Source organism: Streptomyces sp. A1277, assembly GCF_004795015.1.
Lineage (GTDB): Bacteria > Actinomycetota > Actinomycetes > Streptomycetales > Streptomycetaceae > Streptomyces.
The window spans coordinates 141746-157546 of sequence record NZ_SSBI01000006.1 but is presented as its reverse complement, the minus strand read 5'-3'; the positions used below and the strand labels follow the sequence as shown (position 1 = coordinate 157546).

The 15801-nt window shown below is 72.0% G+C and carries 14 protein-coding genes, 1 tRNA gene and 1 pseudogene; 8 read left to right on the top strand and 8 right to left on the bottom strand.

The genetic code is table 11. From position 1 onward, the window contains the following. Positions 1–16 precede the first annotated feature (16 nt). Entirely contained in the window at positions 17–910 is an 894-nt protein-coding gene (locus E6R18_RS06505; RefSeq protein ID WP_136315874.1) for a DMT family transporter, read from the bottom strand. Positions 911–1079: 169 nt separating this feature from the next. Between E6R18_RS06505 and E6R18_RS06500 the strand changes: the two genes are divergently transcribed. Both E6R18_RS06500 and E6R18_RS06495 read left to right on the top strand, forming a co-directional pair. After that, positions 1080–2735 carry an FAD-binding dehydrogenase gene (locus tag E6R18_RS06500; protein WP_136315873.1) on the top strand — a complete coding sequence of 552 codons (1656 nt, stop codon included), beginning with the start codon at positions 1080–1082 and terminating at the stop codon, positions 2733–2735. A 99-nt stretch (positions 2736–2834) separates the two neighbouring features. Beyond that, a complete protein-coding gene (locus tag E6R18_RS06495; protein WP_136315872.1) occupies positions 2835–4085 on the top strand; it encodes an FUSC family protein in 1251 nt (416 codons plus the stop codon). Between the two features lie 103 nt (positions 4086–4188). Here the strand turns inward: E6R18_RS06495 and E6R18_RS06490 are convergent. From E6R18_RS06490 to E6R18_RS06480, 3 genes and pseudogenes are all read right to left on the bottom strand, one after another. Beyond that, positions 4189–4611: pseudogene (locus E6R18_RS06490) on the bottom strand (ASCH domain-containing protein); the annotation flags it as partial. Between the two features lie 61 nt (positions 4612–4672). Further along, complete coding sequence (locus tag E6R18_RS06485; protein ID WP_136315871.1) at positions 4673–6070, bottom strand: gluconate:H+ symporter; 1398 nt, start codon at positions 6068–6070, stop codon at positions 4673–4675. Between the two features lie 11 nt (positions 6071–6081). Further along, complete coding sequence (locus E6R18_RS06480) at positions 6082–6591, bottom strand: gluconokinase (protein ID WP_136315870.1); 510 nt, start codon at positions 6589–6591, stop codon at positions 6082–6084. Positions 6592–6733: 142 nt separating this feature from the next. Between E6R18_RS06480 and E6R18_RS06475 the strand changes: the two genes are divergently transcribed. The 3 genes from E6R18_RS06475 to E6R18_RS06465 all read left to right on the top strand — a co-directional run bounded on the left by E6R18_RS06475 (position 6734) and on the right by E6R18_RS06465 (position 9254). Then, positions 6734–7435 (top strand): FCD domain-containing protein, encoded by a 702-nt coding sequence (locus E6R18_RS06475; protein ID WP_136315869.1) that lies wholly within the window; start codon positions 6734–6736, stop codon positions 7433–7435. A gap of 104 nt (positions 7436–7539) precedes the next feature. Then, positions 7540–8625, top strand: coding sequence for an S-(hydroxymethyl)mycothiol dehydrogenase (locus E6R18_RS06470; RefSeq protein WP_136315868.1), 1086 nt, complete (start codon positions 7540–7542; stop codon positions 8623–8625). Then, positions 8625–9254, top strand: coding sequence for an MBL fold metallo-hydrolase (locus tag E6R18_RS06465; RefSeq protein ID WP_136315867.1), 630 nt, complete (start codon positions 8625–8627; stop codon positions 9252–9254). The genes E6R18_RS06470 and E6R18_RS06465 overlap by 1 nt, the downstream gene beginning before the upstream one ends. 12 nt (positions 9255–9266) lie before the next feature. Here E6R18_RS06465 and E6R18_RS06460 read toward each other — a convergent pair whose 3' ends face one another. The 4 genes from E6R18_RS06460 to E6R18_RS06445 all read right to left on the bottom strand — a co-directional run bounded on the left by E6R18_RS06460 (position 9267) and on the right by E6R18_RS06445 (position 12990). After that, the gene (locus E6R18_RS06460) at positions 9267–10202 is read right to left on the bottom strand and encodes a pseudouridine synthase (protein WP_136315866.1); all 936 of its coding nucleotides are present in this window, start codon (positions 10200–10202) and stop codon (positions 9267–9269) included. An 87-nt stretch (positions 10203–10289) separates the two neighbouring features. Continuing rightward, positions 10290–11543: a hypothetical protein gene (locus tag E6R18_RS06455; RefSeq protein ID WP_136315865.1), complete on the bottom strand. Its 1254-nt coding sequence runs from the start codon at positions 11541–11543 to the stop codon at positions 10290–10292. Next, positions 11540–12619 (bottom strand): hypothetical protein, encoded by a 1080-nt coding sequence (locus E6R18_RS06450; protein ID WP_136315864.1) that lies wholly within the window; start codon positions 12617–12619, stop codon positions 11540–11542. Before E6R18_RS06450 ends, E6R18_RS06455 begins: the two co-directional genes overlap by 4 nt. A 283-nt stretch (positions 12620–12902) precedes the next feature. Then, positions 12903–12990: transfer RNA gene (locus tag E6R18_RS06445), tRNA-Leu, on the bottom strand. Positions 12991–13173: 183 nt separating this feature from the next. Between E6R18_RS06445 and E6R18_RS06440 the strand changes: the two genes are divergently transcribed. The 3 genes from E6R18_RS06440 (at position 13174) to E6R18_RS06430 (ending at position 15793) form a co-directional block, all read left to right on the top strand. Next, complete coding sequence (locus E6R18_RS06440; protein WP_136315863.1) at positions 13174–14508, top strand: M20/M25/M40 family metallo-hydrolase; 1335 nt, start codon at positions 13174–13176, stop codon at positions 14506–14508. A gap of 143 nt (positions 14509–14651) precedes the next feature. After that, positions 14652–14885, top strand: coding sequence for a chaplin ChpH (gene chpH / locus E6R18_RS06435; protein WP_136315862.1), 234 nt, complete (start codon positions 14652–14654; stop codon positions 14883–14885). A gap of 137 nt (positions 14886–15022) precedes the next feature. After that, positions 15023–15793 (top strand): chaplin, encoded by a 771-nt coding sequence (locus E6R18_RS06430; protein ID WP_136315861.1) that lies wholly within the window; start codon positions 15023–15025, stop codon positions 15791–15793. The last annotated feature ends 8 nt before the right edge of the window (positions 15794–15801 follow it).

Below are 15801 nucleotides of genomic sequence, written 5' to 3'. Positions count from 1 at the left end.
CCCCGGCCCCGGGGGCTCAGCGCGGCTGGAGGCTGTGCGTACGACGGCCGCCCATCGGCCCCTCCGGCATCGCCGGATGAAGCCCCAGCAGCACGATCCCGGCCACGATCGCCGCGAGTCCCGCCGCCTGCCAGGCCAGCGCGCCCGTGTCCGTCCGCACCTGGTCGCCCATGAACCCGATCCCGCAGGCGATCCCGGCCAGCGGCTGGGCCGCCGTCAGGGCGGGCAGCGACGTCCGGAGCGGGCCCGTCTCGAAGGCGCTCTGCACCAGCAGCAGCCCCGTCACCCCGAGCACGAGCACCGCGTACGGCTGCCAGGACGTCATCAGGCCCGCCCAGCCGCCCTCCGAGAAGCGCTGCCCGCTGACCCGGGTCAGCGCATCCTGCAATCCGTAGAGCAGCCCGGCCGCCACCGCGAGCAGCGCCGGGGACGCTGCGGACCGCCGGCGCTTGGCGAACGCGGTGAGCAGCAGGGCGAGGCCGGCCACCACGCCCACCACCAGCCAGTGCCGCAGCGGGCTGGACACCGCCTGGCCGCCCTTCGGCTCGCCCGCCAGCAGGAACGCGGCGACCCCGCCGGCCAGCAGCCAGAGCCCCGCCCAGCCCTGCCGGCCCAGCCGCTGGCCGGTGCGGTGCCGGGACAGGGTCATCGCGAAGAGCAGGTTGGTCGCGAGCAGCGGCTCCACGAGGGAGACCTCGCCCTTGCCCAGCGCCAGGGCGCCCAGCACCATGCCGCACACCATCAGACCGATACCGGCCAGCCAGCTGCGCACCTTCATCAGGTCGAGCAGCAGCCGGAACGTCAGATAGTCGCGCTTGGGCGCGTGGGCGGCGGCGGCCTGCTGGAGCACGAAGCCGAAGCCCAGGCAGCAGGCGGCAGCCACGGCGAGCACGAGGACCAGCACCGACACGCTTGTCCACCCCACGTCAGGCCGGAAGAGGGTGATGTGCTTCGACGATAGCGTCTGGGCGGGGCCGGTGCGGCGGCAGCGCGGCCGACCGGGCGGTTGACGCGGGGGCGGGCGGTGCCGAAGATCTGACGCACCAGTAACTTCGCGAGCCCCGACAAGGATGGAAGCCATGGCGTACGACGCTGATGTGATCGTGATCGGGGCAGGGCTCGCGGGTCTCGTGGCCGCCGCGGAACTCGTGGACGCGGGGCGCTCGGTCATCCTGCTCGACCAGGAGCCCGAGCAGTCGCTCGGCGGTCAGGCGCACTGGTCCTTCGGCGGCCTCTTCTTCGTGGACTCGCCGGAACAGCGCCGGCTGCGGATCAAGGACAGCCCCGAACTGGCCCTCCAGGACTGGATGGGCACGGCCGGCTTCGACCGCGAGGAGGACCACTGGCCGCGGAAGTGGGCCGAGGCGTACGTCGACTTCGCCGCCGGTGAGAAGCGCTCCTGGCTGCGCGCGCAGGGCCTGCGGCTCTTCCCCGTCGTCGGCTGGGCCGAACGCGGCGGCTACGACGCGACCGGCCACGGCAACTCCGTCCCCCGCTTCCACATCACCTGGGGCACCGGACCCGGTGTCGTCGCCCCCTTCGAGCGCCGGGTCCGCGAGGGCGTCGCCAGGGGCCTGGTCACTTTCCGCTTCCGCCACCGCGTCACCGGCCTCGCGCGCACCGGGGGCACCATCGACACGGTGACCGGCGAGGTGCTGGAACCGAGCGCCGCCCCGCGCGGGACCGCCAGCAGCCGGGAGAGCGCCGGCACCTTCGAGCTCCGGGCCCAGGCGGTGATCGTCACCTCGGGCGGCATCGGCGGCAACCACGACCTCGTACGCGCGCAGTGGCCCGAACGGCTCGGCACCCCGCCGGCCAAGATGCTCTCCGGCGTCCCCGCACACGTCGACGGGCTGATGCTCGGCATCGCCGAGGAGGCGGGCGCCTACCACATCAACCGGGACCGGATGTGGCACTACACCGAGGGCATCGAGAACTGGAACCCGATCTGGGACAAGCACGCCATCCGCATCCTGCCCGGCCCCTCCTCGCTCTGGCTGGACGCGCGCGGCAAGCGGCTGCCCGTCCCGCTCTTCCCCGGCTTCGACACGCTGGGCACCCTCGAACACATCATGCGCACCGGCCACGACCACACCTGGTTCGTGCTGGACCGGAAGATCATCGGCAAGGAGTTCGCGCTCTCCGGCTCCGAGCAGAACCCCGACCTGACCGGCAAGTCGATCCGCGACGTCATCGGCCGGGCCCGCGCGGACGTGCCGGGACCCGTCCAGGCGTTCATGGACAACGGTGTGGACTTCGTCGTGGAGAAGGACCTCGGCGCCCTCGTACGCGGCATGAACGCGCTCACCGGGGACGGGCTCATCGACGAGGACGAGCTGCGCCGCGAGATCACCGCCCGCGACCGGGAGATCGCCAACCCCTTCACCAAGGACCTCCAGGTCACCGCGATCCGCGGCGCCCGCACCTACCTCGGCGACCGGCTGATCCGTACGGCCGCGCCCCACCGCATCCTCGACCCCGCGGCCGGCCCGCTGATCGCCGTACGGCTGAACATCCTGACCCGCAAGTCGCTCGGCGGACTGGAGACGGACCTGACCTCGCGCGTCCTGACCGAGGACGGCACCCCGCTGGCCGGGGTGTACGCGGCCGGCGAGGCGGCCGGCTTCGGCGGCGGCGGGGTACACGGCTACCGCTCGCTGGAGGGCACCTTCCTCGGCGGCTGCATATTCTCCGGCCGGGCGGCGGGCCGTGCGGCGGCGAAGGCGGTCGGCTAGGTCGTCCTGCGGGGGCTTCGCGCCCCCCGCGCGCGTCCGTCCGGTGGGGTTCGGCGGCCGGAACCGTGCACAGGGGCCGGATCCGGGCATGGGAAGAAGATGCCAGGAGTAGCCGAACCCGTCATCAAACTCGTCCGGCGTACCACCGAACCCGTGGCGGCGCAGACCCTGCGCTCCACGGGCGCGGCGGTGATCGCCTATGCCGTGGCGACCGCGACGCTGACCGAGCCCGCACCCCTGACCGCACCGCTGACCGCGCTGCTCGTCGTCCAGGTGACCCTCTACGCCACTGTCAACATGTCGGTCAAGCGCGTGACCGCCGTGATCGTCGGCGTCCTGATCGCGAGCGGTTTCAGTTCGCTGGTCGGCCTGTCCTGGTGGAGCCTGGGGCTGACCATCTTCACGGCGCTGATCATCGGCAGACTGGTCCGGGTCGACGAATTCGTCCCCGAGGTGGCGATCAGCGCCATGCTCGTCCTCGGCGTCACCTCGGTGGCCGCGCGAACGAGCATGGCGTGGGAGCGCGTGTTCGAGACACTGATCGGCGCCGGTGTGGGCCTGCTGTTCAACCTGCTGTTCGCCCCGCCCGTGTGGGTGCAGACCGCGGGCGCCTCCATCGACGGACTGGCCCGCGAGATGGGGCAGATGTTCCGCGACCTGGGCAGCGACCTCGCCCGCCCGGTCACCGTCCCGGAGGCGGCCGACCGGCTGCACCGGGCCCGCCGTCTCGACCACGACATCGTGGAGGTGGACGCCTCGCTGCGGCAGGCCGAGGAAAGCCTCATGCTCAACCCGAGGGTGCGGCAGGGGCTGCTGCACCGCGTGGTGCTGCGCACCGGTCTGGACACGCTGGAGATCTGCGCGGTCGTCGTGCGGGTGCTGTCGAGGACGCTGACCGACCTCGCCAAGGACCGGGTGGACGAACCCCTCTTCCCCGCCGAGGTCGCCGGGCACATCACGGAGCTGTTCGAACAGATGGCGGGGGCCATCGAGAGCTTCTCGGTGCTCATCACCACCCCGGTGGCCGCCAGCGCGGAGGAGGCCGAGGACCGGCTCTTCGACGCGCTCAACACCAGCCGGGAGACCCGCGACCTGGTGGCGGACATGCTGCTGGCCGCGGTCCAGGAGCACCCCAGGAAGTGGCAGCTGCACGGGGCGCTCCTCGCCGAGGTGGACCGCATCCTGGACGAGCTGGACATCGAGAAGCGCACCGAGCGCCTCGGCCAGGAGCTGGACCGGCGCTCGGCCGAACTGCACGAGCGCCATCCCCGGCTGCTCGCGTTCCGCCGCCGTCTCGGCCTGGTCAAGAGCGCGCACCGGCGCGAGAGGGCGGCGGCGGAGGTGCGGTGAGCGGGACGGGCCCCGGTCAGTCCCGTACGGGCTCCGCGTCCACGGGCTCCGCGTCCACGGGCTCCGCGTCCACGGGCTCCGCGTCCACGGGCTCCGCGGCGGGGCCGAGGCGTTCGACGACCCGGAACCGTTCGGCGACGATCATGGTCTCGCCGTCGACCGTGAACTCCGGGTCGCCGAGCGCCTCGCGCATCTCGTCGCTGTGCCAGAAGCGCTCGTGTCCGGCCCGCCACTCGGCGACCGACGCGTAGCCCTCGCCCTCGTCCAGCGCGTGCTGGAGGTCGACGTCGGCCAGCCGCAGCACCCGTACCTCGGTCACTTCGAGCACCGCGGTCTCCCGGCCGTCCGAGTCGATGAGGGCGGACCGCTCACCGATCGGGGGCAGCTCCTCCTTCTCGATCTCGTACTCCAGGAGCAGGCCGGAGGTCGACACCTTCCGCCCGTCCAGGACCGCGGCGACCAGCTGGTCGCGCAGCGGACCGGGGAAGGCGAGGAGGAAGGGCTTGAGCGCTTCGCGGTTCTCCATGGCGCAAGTCTGGCATCCACCGGGGCGGATGCCAGACCTGCGGGCGGCTGACCGGCCCCGGCTACAGGACCAGGGACAGCAGCAGGATGAAGACCAGCGAGGCCACGGAGATGATGGTCTCCATCACCGACCAGGTCTTCACGGTCTGGCCGACGTCCATGCCGAAGTACTCCTTCACCAGCCAGAAGCCGGCGTCGTTGACATGGCTGAAGAAGAGCGAGCCCGCGCCGACGGCGAGGACCAGCAGGGCCGCGTGCGAGGTCGACATGTCGGCCGCCAGCGGGGCGACCAGACCGGCCGCCGAGATGGTCGCCACGGTCGCCGAACCGGTCGCGAGCCGGATCGCCACGGCGATCAGCCAGCCCAGCAGCAGCGCGGGGATCGACCAGTCCTCGGAGAAGTCCAGGATCATCTGCCCCACCCCGGCGTCGATCAGCGTCTGCTTGAAGCCGCCGCCCGCGCCCACGATGAGCAGCACGCCGGCGATCGGGGCGAGGGACTTCTCCACCGTCGTGGAGAGCCGCGCCCTGGTGAACCCGGCGGCCCGGCCCAGCGTGAACATGCCGACGAGCACGGCCGCGAGGAGCGCGATCAGCGGCGAGCCGATCACATCGGTGACCTTCTGGACCCCCTGCTCGGGGTCGTCCACGACGATGTCGACGAGCGCCTTGACCAGCATCAGCACGACGGGCAGCAGGATCGTCGCGAGGGTGGCGCCGAACCCGGGCCGGCGTTCCAGGTCCTCGGAGGGACGCTGCGGGATCATCTTCTCCGGCGCCTGGATGTCCACCCAGCGCGCGGCGAAGCGGGAGAAGACCGGTCCGGCGAGGATCACCGTCGGGATCGCGACGACCACGCCGAGGGCCAGCGTGACGCCGAGGTTGGCGTCGAGGGCGTCGATCGCGACGAGCGGGCCGGGGTGTGGCGGGATGAGCCCGTGCATCACGGACAGCCCGGCCAGGGCCGGGAGGCCGACGCGCATCAGGGAGTAGTTGCCGCGCTTGGCGACGAGCAGCACGACCGGGATCAGCAGGACGATCCCGACCTCGAAGAACAGCGGCAGGCCGATGATCGAGGCGATGAGGACCATCGCCCACGGCATGGCCCGCTTGCTCGTCCTCGCCAGGATCGTGTCCACGATCTGGTCGGCGCCGCCCGAGTCCGCGAGCAGCTTGCCCAGGATCGCGCCGAGCGCGATGAGGACGCCGACGCCCGCGACGGTCGAGCCGAGGCCCGCGGTGAAGCTCGCTATCGTCTTCGCCGGCGCGGCGCCGGCGAACGAGCCGAGCGCCAGCGAGCCGATGGTCAGCGCGAGGAACGCGTGCATCTTGAACTTGGTGATGAGCAGGACGATGACGGCGATGCCCGCCAGGACGGCGATGCCCAACTGCGCGTTGCCGGCCGAGGTGATCGGTTCGACGGCGTCCGCTGCCAGCATCTCGACGCTGAGACTGGTCACGGTGGTGATCCTTAGTCGTCGAGCCGGCGCAACGCGGCGACGGCTCGCTGGGTGATTTCTTCGGGGGTGCCGGATACGTCCACGGCGACGCCGGCCTCGTCGTCCTCCAGGGGCTGGAGGGTGGCGAACTGCGAGTCGAGGAGGGCGGTCGGCATGAAGTGGCCCTTGCGGCCCGCCATCCGCTCCTCGATCAGGGACCGGTCACCGGTCAGGTGCAGGAAGACCGCACCGGGGGCCCCGGCGCGCAGCCGGTCGCGGTAGGCGCGCTTGAGGGCCGAGCTGCTGACGACCCCGCCGAGCCCCGCCCGGCCGTGCGCCCACTTCCCGATCGCGTCCAGCCAGGGCCACCGGTCCGCGTCCTCCAGCGGGGTGCCGGCCGACATCTTGGCGATGTTCGCGGGGGGATGGAAGTCGTCGCCCTCGGCGTACGGAACGCCCAGTGCGGCGGCGAGCAGGGGGCCGATCGTGGTCTTGCCGGTCCCTGCGACGCCCATCACCACGACGACGTGGGGGGTGCTCATTGCGGTGCCTCGCTGTCTCTTCGATGTCTTCCTCGACATCGGTCCGTCGCGCTACTGAAACGCATACGTACGACTTATTCAAGATGCTGTGACATAAACGTCGTACTTTTTTGTGCCGGAGGCGGCCCCGTACTCTGGGGCCATGACCACACCTGCCCAGGGTCTCCACACGCATGTCCTGGACGCCCTGGGCCTGGAGATCGCCGCGGGGGAGCACCGGCCCGGCCAGGTGCTGCGCACGGACGAACTGGCGCAGCGCTTCGACGTCTCGCGCACCGTCGTCCGCGAGGTGGTCCGGGTGCTGGAGTCCATGCACCTGGTCGAGTCCCGCCGCCGGGTCGGTGTGACCGTGCGGCCGGCCGAGGCGTGGAACGTGTACGACCCCCAGGTCATCCGGTGGCGGCTGGCCGGCGCCGACCGCCCCCGCCAGCTGCGCTCCCTGACCGTGCTGCGCTCCGCGATCGAGCCGGTCGCCGCCTCGCTCGCCGCCCGCAACGCCACCCCCGAGCAGTGCGCCGAGCTGACCGAACGCGCCCTCGGCATGGTCGCCACCTCGCGCGGCCGGCAGCTGGAGGGCTACCTCGCGCACGACATCGCCTTCCACCGCATCGTCCTCAACGCCTCCGGCAACGAGATGTTCGCGCGCCTGGGCGACGTGGTCGCCGAGGTCCTGGCCGGCCGCACCCACCACCAGGTGATGTTCGAGGACCCCGACCCGGCGGCCGTCACCCTGCACGTCCGGCTCGCCGAAGCCGTACGCGCGGGCGACGCGACCGAGGCCGAGCGCCTGACGAAGGAGATCGCGGTCGGCGCCCTGCACGAGCTGGACGTCCTCGCGCCCTGAAGCCGGCAGCCGCCCCGCACGGCGTACCGTTGCCCGTGATCGATCCCGGGAGAAGCCGGGAGCACCGGTCTCAGCGAAGAGTCGGGATAAGGGAGTCCACGGGAATGCCGCAGCACGTACAAGGGGTCATCGCACCGGGCAAGAACGAACCGGTGCGCGTCGAGACGATCGTCATTCCGGACCCCGGCCCCGGTGAGGCCGTGGTCAAGGTCCAGGCGTGCGGCGTCTGCCACACCGACCTGCACTACAAGCAGGGCGGCATCAACGACGAGTTCCCCTTCCTCCTCGGCCACGAGGCCGCGGGGGTCGTGGAGTCCGTCGGCGAGGGCGTCACCGACGTGGCGCCGGGCGACTTCGTGATCCTCAACTGGCGTGCCGTGTGCGGCCAGTGCCGGGCCTGTCTGCGCGGCCGCCCCTGGTACTGCTTCGACACGCACAACGCGAAGCGGAAGATGACCCTGCTCGACGGCACCGAGCTGTCCCCGGCCCTGGGCATCGGCGCCTTCGCCGAGAAGACCCTCGTCGCCGCAGGACAGTGCACCAAGGTCGACCCCGAGGTCTCCCCGGCCGTCGCCGGACTCCTCGGCTGCGGCGTCATGGCGGGCATCGGCGCCGCCATCAACACCGGCCAGGTCGGCCGCGGCGACTCGGTCGCCGTCATCGGCTGCGGCGGCGTCGGCGACGCGGCCATCGCGGGCGCCCGGCTGGCCGGCGCGGCGAAGATCATCGCCGTGGACATCGACGACCGCAAGCTGGAGACGGCGAAGTCGATGGGCGCCACCCACACCGTCAACTCCCGCTCCGCCGACCCCGTCGAGGCCATCCGCGAGCTCACCGGCGGCAACGGCGCCGACGTCGTCATCGAGGCCGTCGGCCGCCCGGAGACGTACAAGCAGGCGTTCTACGCCCGCGACCTCGCCGGCACCGTCGTCCTGGTCGGCGTCCCCACCCCCGAGATGCAGCTCGAACTCCCGCTGCTCGACGTCTTCGGCCGCGGCGGCTCGCTCAAGTCCTCCTGGTACGGCGACTGCCTGCCCTCCCGCGACTTCCCGATGCTCATCGACCTGCACCAGCAGGGCCGCCTGGACCTCGCCGCGTTCGTCACCGAGACCATCGGACTCGGCGACATCGAGCAGGCATTCGGCCGGATGCACGACGGCGACGTCCTGCGCTCGGTGGTGGTCCTCTGATGGCCGCCCGCATCGACCACCTCGTCACCTCCGGCACCTTCGCCCTCGACGGCGGCGAGTGGGACGTCGACAACAACGTCTGGCTCGTCGGCGACGACACCGAGGCCGTCGTCATCGACGCCGCCCACGACGCCGCCGCCATCGAGGCCGTGCTCGCCGGGCGCCGGCTGCGCGCCATCATCTGCACCCACGCGCACAACGACCACATCGACGCCGCCCCCGCGCTCGCCGACGCCACCGGCGCGCCGATCCTGCTCCACCCGGACGACCTGCCGCTGTGGAGGCAGACCCATCCCGACCGCACGCCCGACGGCGAACTGGCCGACGGTCAGGAGATCACCGTCGCGGGCACCACGCTGACCGTCCTGCACACCCCGGGACACGCCCCCGGCGCGGTCTGCCTGTACGCCCCCGAGCTGGCCGCCGTCTTCACCGGCGACACGCTCTTCCAGGGCGGGCCCGGCGCCACCGGCCGGTCCTTCTCGTCCTTCCCGGTGATCGTCGACTCGATCAGGGACCGGCTGCTCACCCTGGACCCGGCGACCGCCGTGCGCACCGGACACGGCGACTCCACCACCATCGGCGCGGAGGCCCCGCACCTGGACGAGTGGATCGCCCGCGGTCACTGACCGCCCGGCCGCTCAGCCCTCCGGCCACGCGGAGAGCCGCAGCCCGCTCTCGAAGCGGTGCGGCTCTCCCGTGACCGGGTCGGTGAACTCCAGCACCCGGGCCAGGAGTTGCAGCGGACGCGAGAAGTCACCGGGGGCGGGGTCCGGCAGGACCGCGGGGTAGACCGGGTCGTGGACGAGCGGCAGGCCCAGGCCGTTCATGTGGACCCGCAGCTGATGCGTGCGCCCGGTGGCGGGCAGCAGCCGGTAGCGGCCGAGGCCCGCCCGGTGCTCCAGCAGCTCGATCCGGCTCTCGCTGTTCGGCTCGCCGGGCTCCTCGCGGGCGGCGATCACCCCGCGCTCCTTCACGATGCGGCTGCGCACGGTACGCGGCAGGACGAACCCGGGATCGTGAGGCGCCACCGCCTCGTACTCCTTGCACACCAGCCGGTCCCGGAACAGGGTCTGGTACGCGCCCCGCTCCCCGGGCCGCACCACGCACAGCACCAGGCCGGCGGTCAGCCGGTCCAGCCGGTGCGCGGGCTGGAGCAGCGGCAGGTCCAGTTCGCGGCGGAGCCGGGCCACGACCGTCTCGGTGATGTGCCGGCCGCGCGGGGTCGTCGCCAGGAAGTGCGGTTTGTCCGCGATCACCAGGTGCTCGTCCCGGTACACCACCGAGACCGGGAACGGCACCGGCTCCTCGGGGGCGAAGTTCCGGTGGAACCACAGGTAGCGGCCCGCCGCGTACGGCTCGTCGCCGGAGACCGGGCCCGCCGTCGACACGATCCGGCCGCCGGCGAGCAGCGCCCCGACCCGGTCCGCGCCGATCGCCCCGGCGAACCGGTCCAGCAGATGGTCGCGGACCGTCGCCCACCGCCCGTCCGGGTCCTCGGGGAGCCGCACCCGCACCGGGTCGACGCCCTCGCGCTGGGGGAGCGGCGAGGGCGGCGGCTTCGCCCGGCCCCTCACCGGGGACCCCCGCCCGGCACCGGCAAGCTGGTTGTTCTCATGGTGCCGGGCATCATTTCACGGCCCCCAGCCGACGCCGCACGGGCGTCAGGACGCGGAGGGCCTCAGCTTCTGCGGGCCGCAGCCGATCCGCTCGGCCTCCGCCGCCACGTAGTCCGGCAGCAGGTCGCGGGCGAACGTGAAGCGGCTGCCCTTGCCCGCCGGGCGCAGCTGCTCCACGACGAGCATGACCGGACCGGTCTGGCAGATCGCCTTGAACACGGCCCGGTTCCCGCCGATCTTGCCGTAGCCCTGGTTGCCGGTGCCGCTGACGGACTCGCCGGAACGCAGCGCGTCCCAGGAGAAGATCTCCGTCAGCGCCGGGTCCACCACCGTCGTCAGCCGCACGGACGCCTCCCGGGAACTGGTCCCCGCCTCGCAGACCCGGGCCGGGCCGCCCTCGCCGCCGACGCGGACCTGCCGCAGTTCCTCGCGGTACGCCTGGGGAAGGGTGAGACCCTCGATGCCGCAGAAGGCGGACGCCTTGGTGTCGTCCCACTTCACCGGCGCGGGCAGGGTGCGCGGCTCCTGGTACGTGCCGGTGCAGCCGAACTCCTTGATCACGCCGTTGGCGGCGTCCACGACGGCCGCGGTCAGGTCGCCCCGGTCCCGCAGGGTGTACTCGGACGAGACCTCGAAGCCCGCCCGGCCCATGCCGATGTCCACCACGGTGGGCCCGGTGAACTCGCTGCGCCCCGTGCATGCCTGCGGCAGCGCGATCCAGGCGCGCGAGGAGGAGGCCATGCCGGGCAGCCCGTCGCCGAGCGAGACCATTGCGGAGGAGAGGAACTCGCTGGGCCAGCTCCGGGAGTCGGTGCCCCGCAGGCCGTCCAGCCGGCGCACGTTCAGGGTGACCTGGCGGCGGGCCCGGTCGCCGTCGAAGCTCGTGATGCGGCACTGGCCGTACGTCAGCGCCTCGGCCATCGGGTCGCTGCGCAGCGACTGCTCCTCGACCTCGGTCCTGCGGTCGCCGAACAGCGACTTCATGGAGCCGTCACTGAGCGAGTCCCAGCAGGGCGCGGGCCCCAGCAGCGGAAGCGTGTCGGTGCGCCAGGCCACCGCACCGGCCCCCACGAGCGCCCCGGCCAGCGCGGCGGCGGTGACCGCCCGGGCGGTACGGCTGCGCAGCAGACGGCGGACGAACGAGGGCCGCGGGCCTTCGGGGAAGGACGGGGCCTCGGGGGTGGTGGCGCTCTCCGGGACGGCGGGGCCTTCGGGGGCTGTGGCCGGTGCGCCGGTCCCGTCTCCGGTGTCCGTCAAGGGCTTCTCCCCGTTCTTCTCCCGGTGCGTTTCCTCGTTCACGCGTCCTCACCGCTCCCGCTCTTGTCCTCGCACCCGATGCGCTTGCTCACGGACTCGACGTAGCGGTCGAACACCCGCTGGTCGTCGGGGAGGCCGAGGCCCTTGAGACCCGCCTCCACATGCCCGTAGAACACCGTCGGCCGGTCGTCGCAGCGCAGGCGCACCAGGCCCTGGGCGGAGCCCTCCGGCAGGCCCCGGAACAGGTCGGACATCCGGGGCCGGTTCGTCATCACGTACTGGGCGGACGGCTCGTCGGGCATCCGCAGCGCCTTCAACACCACCGAACACGTCTGGAGCCGGTCGGTGACCGCGCCCACCTGCTGGTAGTAGCGCGAGTTCCGGCCGAAGTCGAAGGCCACGCCGGGAATCCGGCACAGCGGGGAGGCGGCCCTCTCGTCGTCCTCGGCCACCGTCACCATCGGGGCGCTGGTGCGCAGAGGCTGTGCGGATGCACACCCGGCCTTCTCCATACCGGTGTTGGCGGCATCGAGCAGCATCCGGCCGACGTCGGGACGGGTGCCGATCGTGAAGGGCATGGCGACCTTGCCGAGATGGCCGTCGCCCGTGCTCCCGCTGCGGAGCGTCACAACGGTCGGCAGGGCGCCCTTGTCGCAGGCCGAAGGCAGCACCAGCATCGCCCGGTCGCCGGCGACCAGCCCGTCGAGGCCGCCCGGCAGGGGGGAGGCCGAGCCGTGGAAGAAGTGGGCCAGCCAGTCCCGCCGCTCCTCGGCCTTCGCGGGGACGGGCCCGTACTCCAGGATCACCGACTCCTTGAAGGTCAGCGGCTCGTCGGAGTCGTCGTCCTCGATCTCGGACGTCACGTACACCGTGCACGTGCCCTGCGGGTGGGCGGCCGAGGGCGCCGCCGACTCGGTGGACCCGCGTTCCGAGCCGGACTTGGCGAGGGCGTCGTCGCCGAGGAAGGACGCACCGCTGTTCTGCTCCCACGCGCCCCAGCAGTAGCTGTCACGGAAGGGCCAACTGTCCGTCGCCCACAGGCCGACGCCGGTCGCGAGCACCGCTCCGGCCACCACCCCGGCGACGATCGTGGTCCGTCGCCTGCGGCCGCTGCCCATCACATTCCCCCTTGCGAAGAAGCGAAGATCACACAAAACGCCGATGCTACGACGTCACCGATCGCGCGGAGGAAGCGGGGCGCGAGGCCAACTCGGTACAGAACGGTCTCCGTTGCCGATTCCGTACGGCGGCGGACCCGCCCGGGAGCCGCTGGGGGAGGGGCGGGCGCGCGGAGGGGTGCGCACGGCGAGGCCGCGTTCCGGTACGGGCCGGCCGGCCGCACGCCGGAGGGCCGTACAACGACACATCCCCGCGGTTCGTGAAGAACCGCGGGGATGTGAGTGGTGTCCGAGGGGGGACTTGAACCCCCACGCCCGATAAAGGGCACTAGCACCTCAAGCTAGCGCGTCTGCCATTCCGCCACCCGGACAAGGTGTCTGTCTCGCGGGCCTCGCCCGTTCCGACGTGGAAAACCATAGCAAACATCGGAGGGTGCTCGATCACGCCCGTTCCCGTGTGAAGGCCGCATGACGGGGCGCGGGGCCCCTTGGGTGTGCGCGTCCGGCGCGGGAGGATGAGGAGGAGCACCACAGCGACAGTGGAAGGAACCAGCGTGAGCGAGACCAATGCGGCCCGGACCGGCTCGGGTGAGACCGCCGAGAACGAGGTGGTGGACCTCTGTCGTGACCTGATCCGGATCGACACCAGCAACTACGGGGACCACTCCGGACCGGGGGAGCGGGCGGCCGCCGAGTACGTGGCCGAGAAGCTCGCGGAGGTCGGGCTCGAACCGAAGATCTTCGAGTCCCACAAGGGTCGCGCCTCCACCGTGGCGCGGATCGAGGGCGAGGACCCGTCCCGGCCGGCCCTGCTGATCCACGGCCACACCGACGTCGTCCCGGCGAACGCCCACGACTGGACGCACCACCCCTTCTCCGGCGAGATCGCGGACGACTGCGTGTGGGGCCGGGGCGCGGTCGACATGAAGGACATGGACGCGATGACGCTGGCGGTCGTGCGCGAGCGCATGCGCAGCGGCCGCAAGCCCCCGCGCGACATCGTGCTGGCCTTCCTCGCGGACGAGGAGGCGGGCGGCACGTACGGGGCCCGGTACCTCGTGGACAAGCACCCGGGCCTGTTCGACGGCGTCAGCGAGGCCATCGGCGAGGTCGGCGGCTTCTCCTTCACGGTCAACGAGAACCTGCGGCTCTACCTGGTGGAGACGGCGCAGAAGGGCATGCACTGGATGCGCCTGACCGTGGACGGCACGGCCGGCCACGGGTCCATGACCAACGACGACAACGCGATCACCGAGCTGTGCGAGGCGGTCGGGCGGCTCGGCCGGCACACCTGGCCGGTGCGGGTGACCAAGACGGTGCGCTCCTTCCTGGACGAGCTCTCGGACGCGCTGGGCACCCCGCTGGACCCGGAGGACATGGACGCCACGCTCGCCAAGCTCGGCGGCATCGCCAAGATGATCGGCGCCACCCTGCGCAACTCCGCCGCCCCCACCATGCTCGGCGCCGGCTACAAGGTGAACGTCATCCCCGGACAGGCCACCGCCCACGTCGACGGCCGCTTCCTGCCGGGGTACGAGGAGGAGTTCCTGGCCGACCTCGACCGCATCCTCGGCCCGCGCGTGCGGCGCGAGGACGTGCACGGCGACAAGGCGCTGGAGACCGACTTCGACGGCTCGCTCGTGGACGCCATGCAGACGGCGCTCAAGGCGGAGGACCCGATCGCCCGCGCGGTCCCGTACATGCTCTCCGGCGGTACGGACGCCAAGTCGTTCGACGATCTGGGCATCCGCTGCTTCGGATTCGCCCCGCTGAAGCTGCCGCCGGAGCTCGACTTCGCGGGCATGTTCCACGGCGTGGACGAGCGGGTTCCGGTCGAGGGGCTGAGATTCGGCGCGCGGGTGCTGGACCGCTTCATCGACCACAGCTGACCCGCCACGACGGAAATCGCCAGGGTGTACGCATATAACCGGAACGAGTGAATGGAGCGTTCTACTCGTAGCCCCGTTACTCCCTCCTCGTTACAGGTGATGCGGTCCGCGGCTGGGACCGCGTTTGCCAACTAGGAGGAATAATGATCAAGAAGATCGCCGCCGCTGCGGCTGTCACCGGTGGTCTGGTGCTCGCGGGCGCCGGCATGGCCGTCGCCGACTCGGGCGCCCAGGGTGCCGCCATCGGCAGCCCCGGCGTGCTCTCGGGCAACGTCGTCCAGGTTCCCGTCCACGTCCCCGTGAACGTGTGCGGCAACACGATCGACGTCATCGGTCTGCTGAACCCCGCCTTCGGCAACGTCTGCGTCAACGGCTGACGTCGTGCGTCGACCCGTAAGGGTCTGAGCCCGCTCGGCCCCGGGGCGCACTCCATGCGCCCCGGGGCCGTCGGGTCCTTTGCCTCCGCACAGTCGAGTCCGGGGGTACTCCGGAAGGTAGAAGGCAGGAAACACCTATGCGACAGGTCACGCGTAAAGGCCTGATCACCATGGCGGCCGCGGGCGGCGTTCTCGCGCTCAGCGGTGGCTACGCGCACGCCGACGCGGGAGCGGCCGGCGGCGCATCGAATTCCCCGGGGGTGCTTTCAGGGAATTCGGTACAGATTCCGGTCAACGTGCCGGTCAACGTGTGCGGCAACACGGTCGACGTCGTCGGACTGCTCAACCCGGCGATGGGCAACGCCTGCGCCAACGGTTCGGGCGGCGCGTCCGCCAACGGGCACGGCTCCACCGCGGGCTCGTCCGGCAGCCACTCCGGCAGCCACTCCGGCGGCGGCCAGGCATCGAACGACCACGGCCGGGCGGCCACCGGGAAGCACCGGGGCGCGCGCGACGACGACGGGGGCGGAGCCACCGCCCAGGGGTACACGCAGGGATCACCCGGTCTGCTCTCGGGCAACCTGATCCAGGCGCCCATCGACATTCCCGTGAACGCCTGCGGCAACAGCATCGACGTCGTCGGCCTGCTGAACCCCGCGATGGGCAACACGTGCGAGAACGAGAGCACGCCGCCGGTCGACGTTCCGGAGCCGCCGGTCCGCCATGTGACCCCGCCGGCGCCGCCCACCGTTCCCAACGCGCCCGAGCCGCAGACCGTGCCCGAGGACACCCCGCAGCTCGCCCACACCGGAGCGGGCGGGCTCGACCTGCTCATCCCGGCCAGTGCGGGACTGCTCCTCGCCGGGATGGGCACGGTGCTCTACCGCCGCGCCAAGGCCGCCGCCTGACGGCAGCG

What these genes read in the sequence shown, in the direction of transcription:
- E6R18_RS06470 (WP_136315868.1), top strand. Translation starts at nt 7,540, where the DNA reads ATGCCGCAGCACGTACAAGGGGTCATCGCACCGGGCAAGAACGAACCG.
- E6R18_RS06475 (WP_136315869.1), top strand. Translation starts at nt 6,734, where the DNA reads ATGACCACACCTGCCCAGGGTCTCCACACGCATGTCCTGGACGCCCTG.
- chpH (WP_136315862.1), top strand. Translation starts at nt 14,652, where the DNA reads ATGATCAAGAAGATCGCCGCCGCTGCGGCTGTCACCGGTGGTCTGGTG.
- E6R18_RS06480 (WP_136315870.1), bottom strand. Translation starts at nt 6,591, where the DNA reads ATGAGCACCCCCCACGTCGTCGTGGTGATGGGCGTCGCAGGGACCGGC.
- E6R18_RS06495 (WP_136315872.1), top strand. Translation starts at nt 2,835, where the DNA reads ATGCCAGGAGTAGCCGAACCCGTCATCAAACTCGTCCGGCGTACCACC.
- E6R18_RS06430 (WP_136315861.1), top strand. Translation starts at nt 15,023, where the DNA reads ATGCGACAGGTCACGCGTAAAGGCCTGATCACCATGGCGGCCGCGGGC.
- E6R18_RS06465 (WP_136315867.1), top strand. Translation starts at nt 8,625, where the DNA reads ATGGCCGCCCGCATCGACCACCTCGTCACCTCCGGCACCTTCGCCCTC.
- E6R18_RS06450 (WP_136315864.1), bottom strand. Translation starts at nt 12,619, where the DNA reads ATGGGCAGCGGCCGCAGGCGACGGACCACGATCGTCGCCGGGGTGGTG.
- E6R18_RS06500 (WP_136315873.1), top strand. Translation starts at nt 1,080, where the DNA reads ATGGCGTACGACGCTGATGTGATCGTGATCGGGGCAGGGCTCGCGGGT.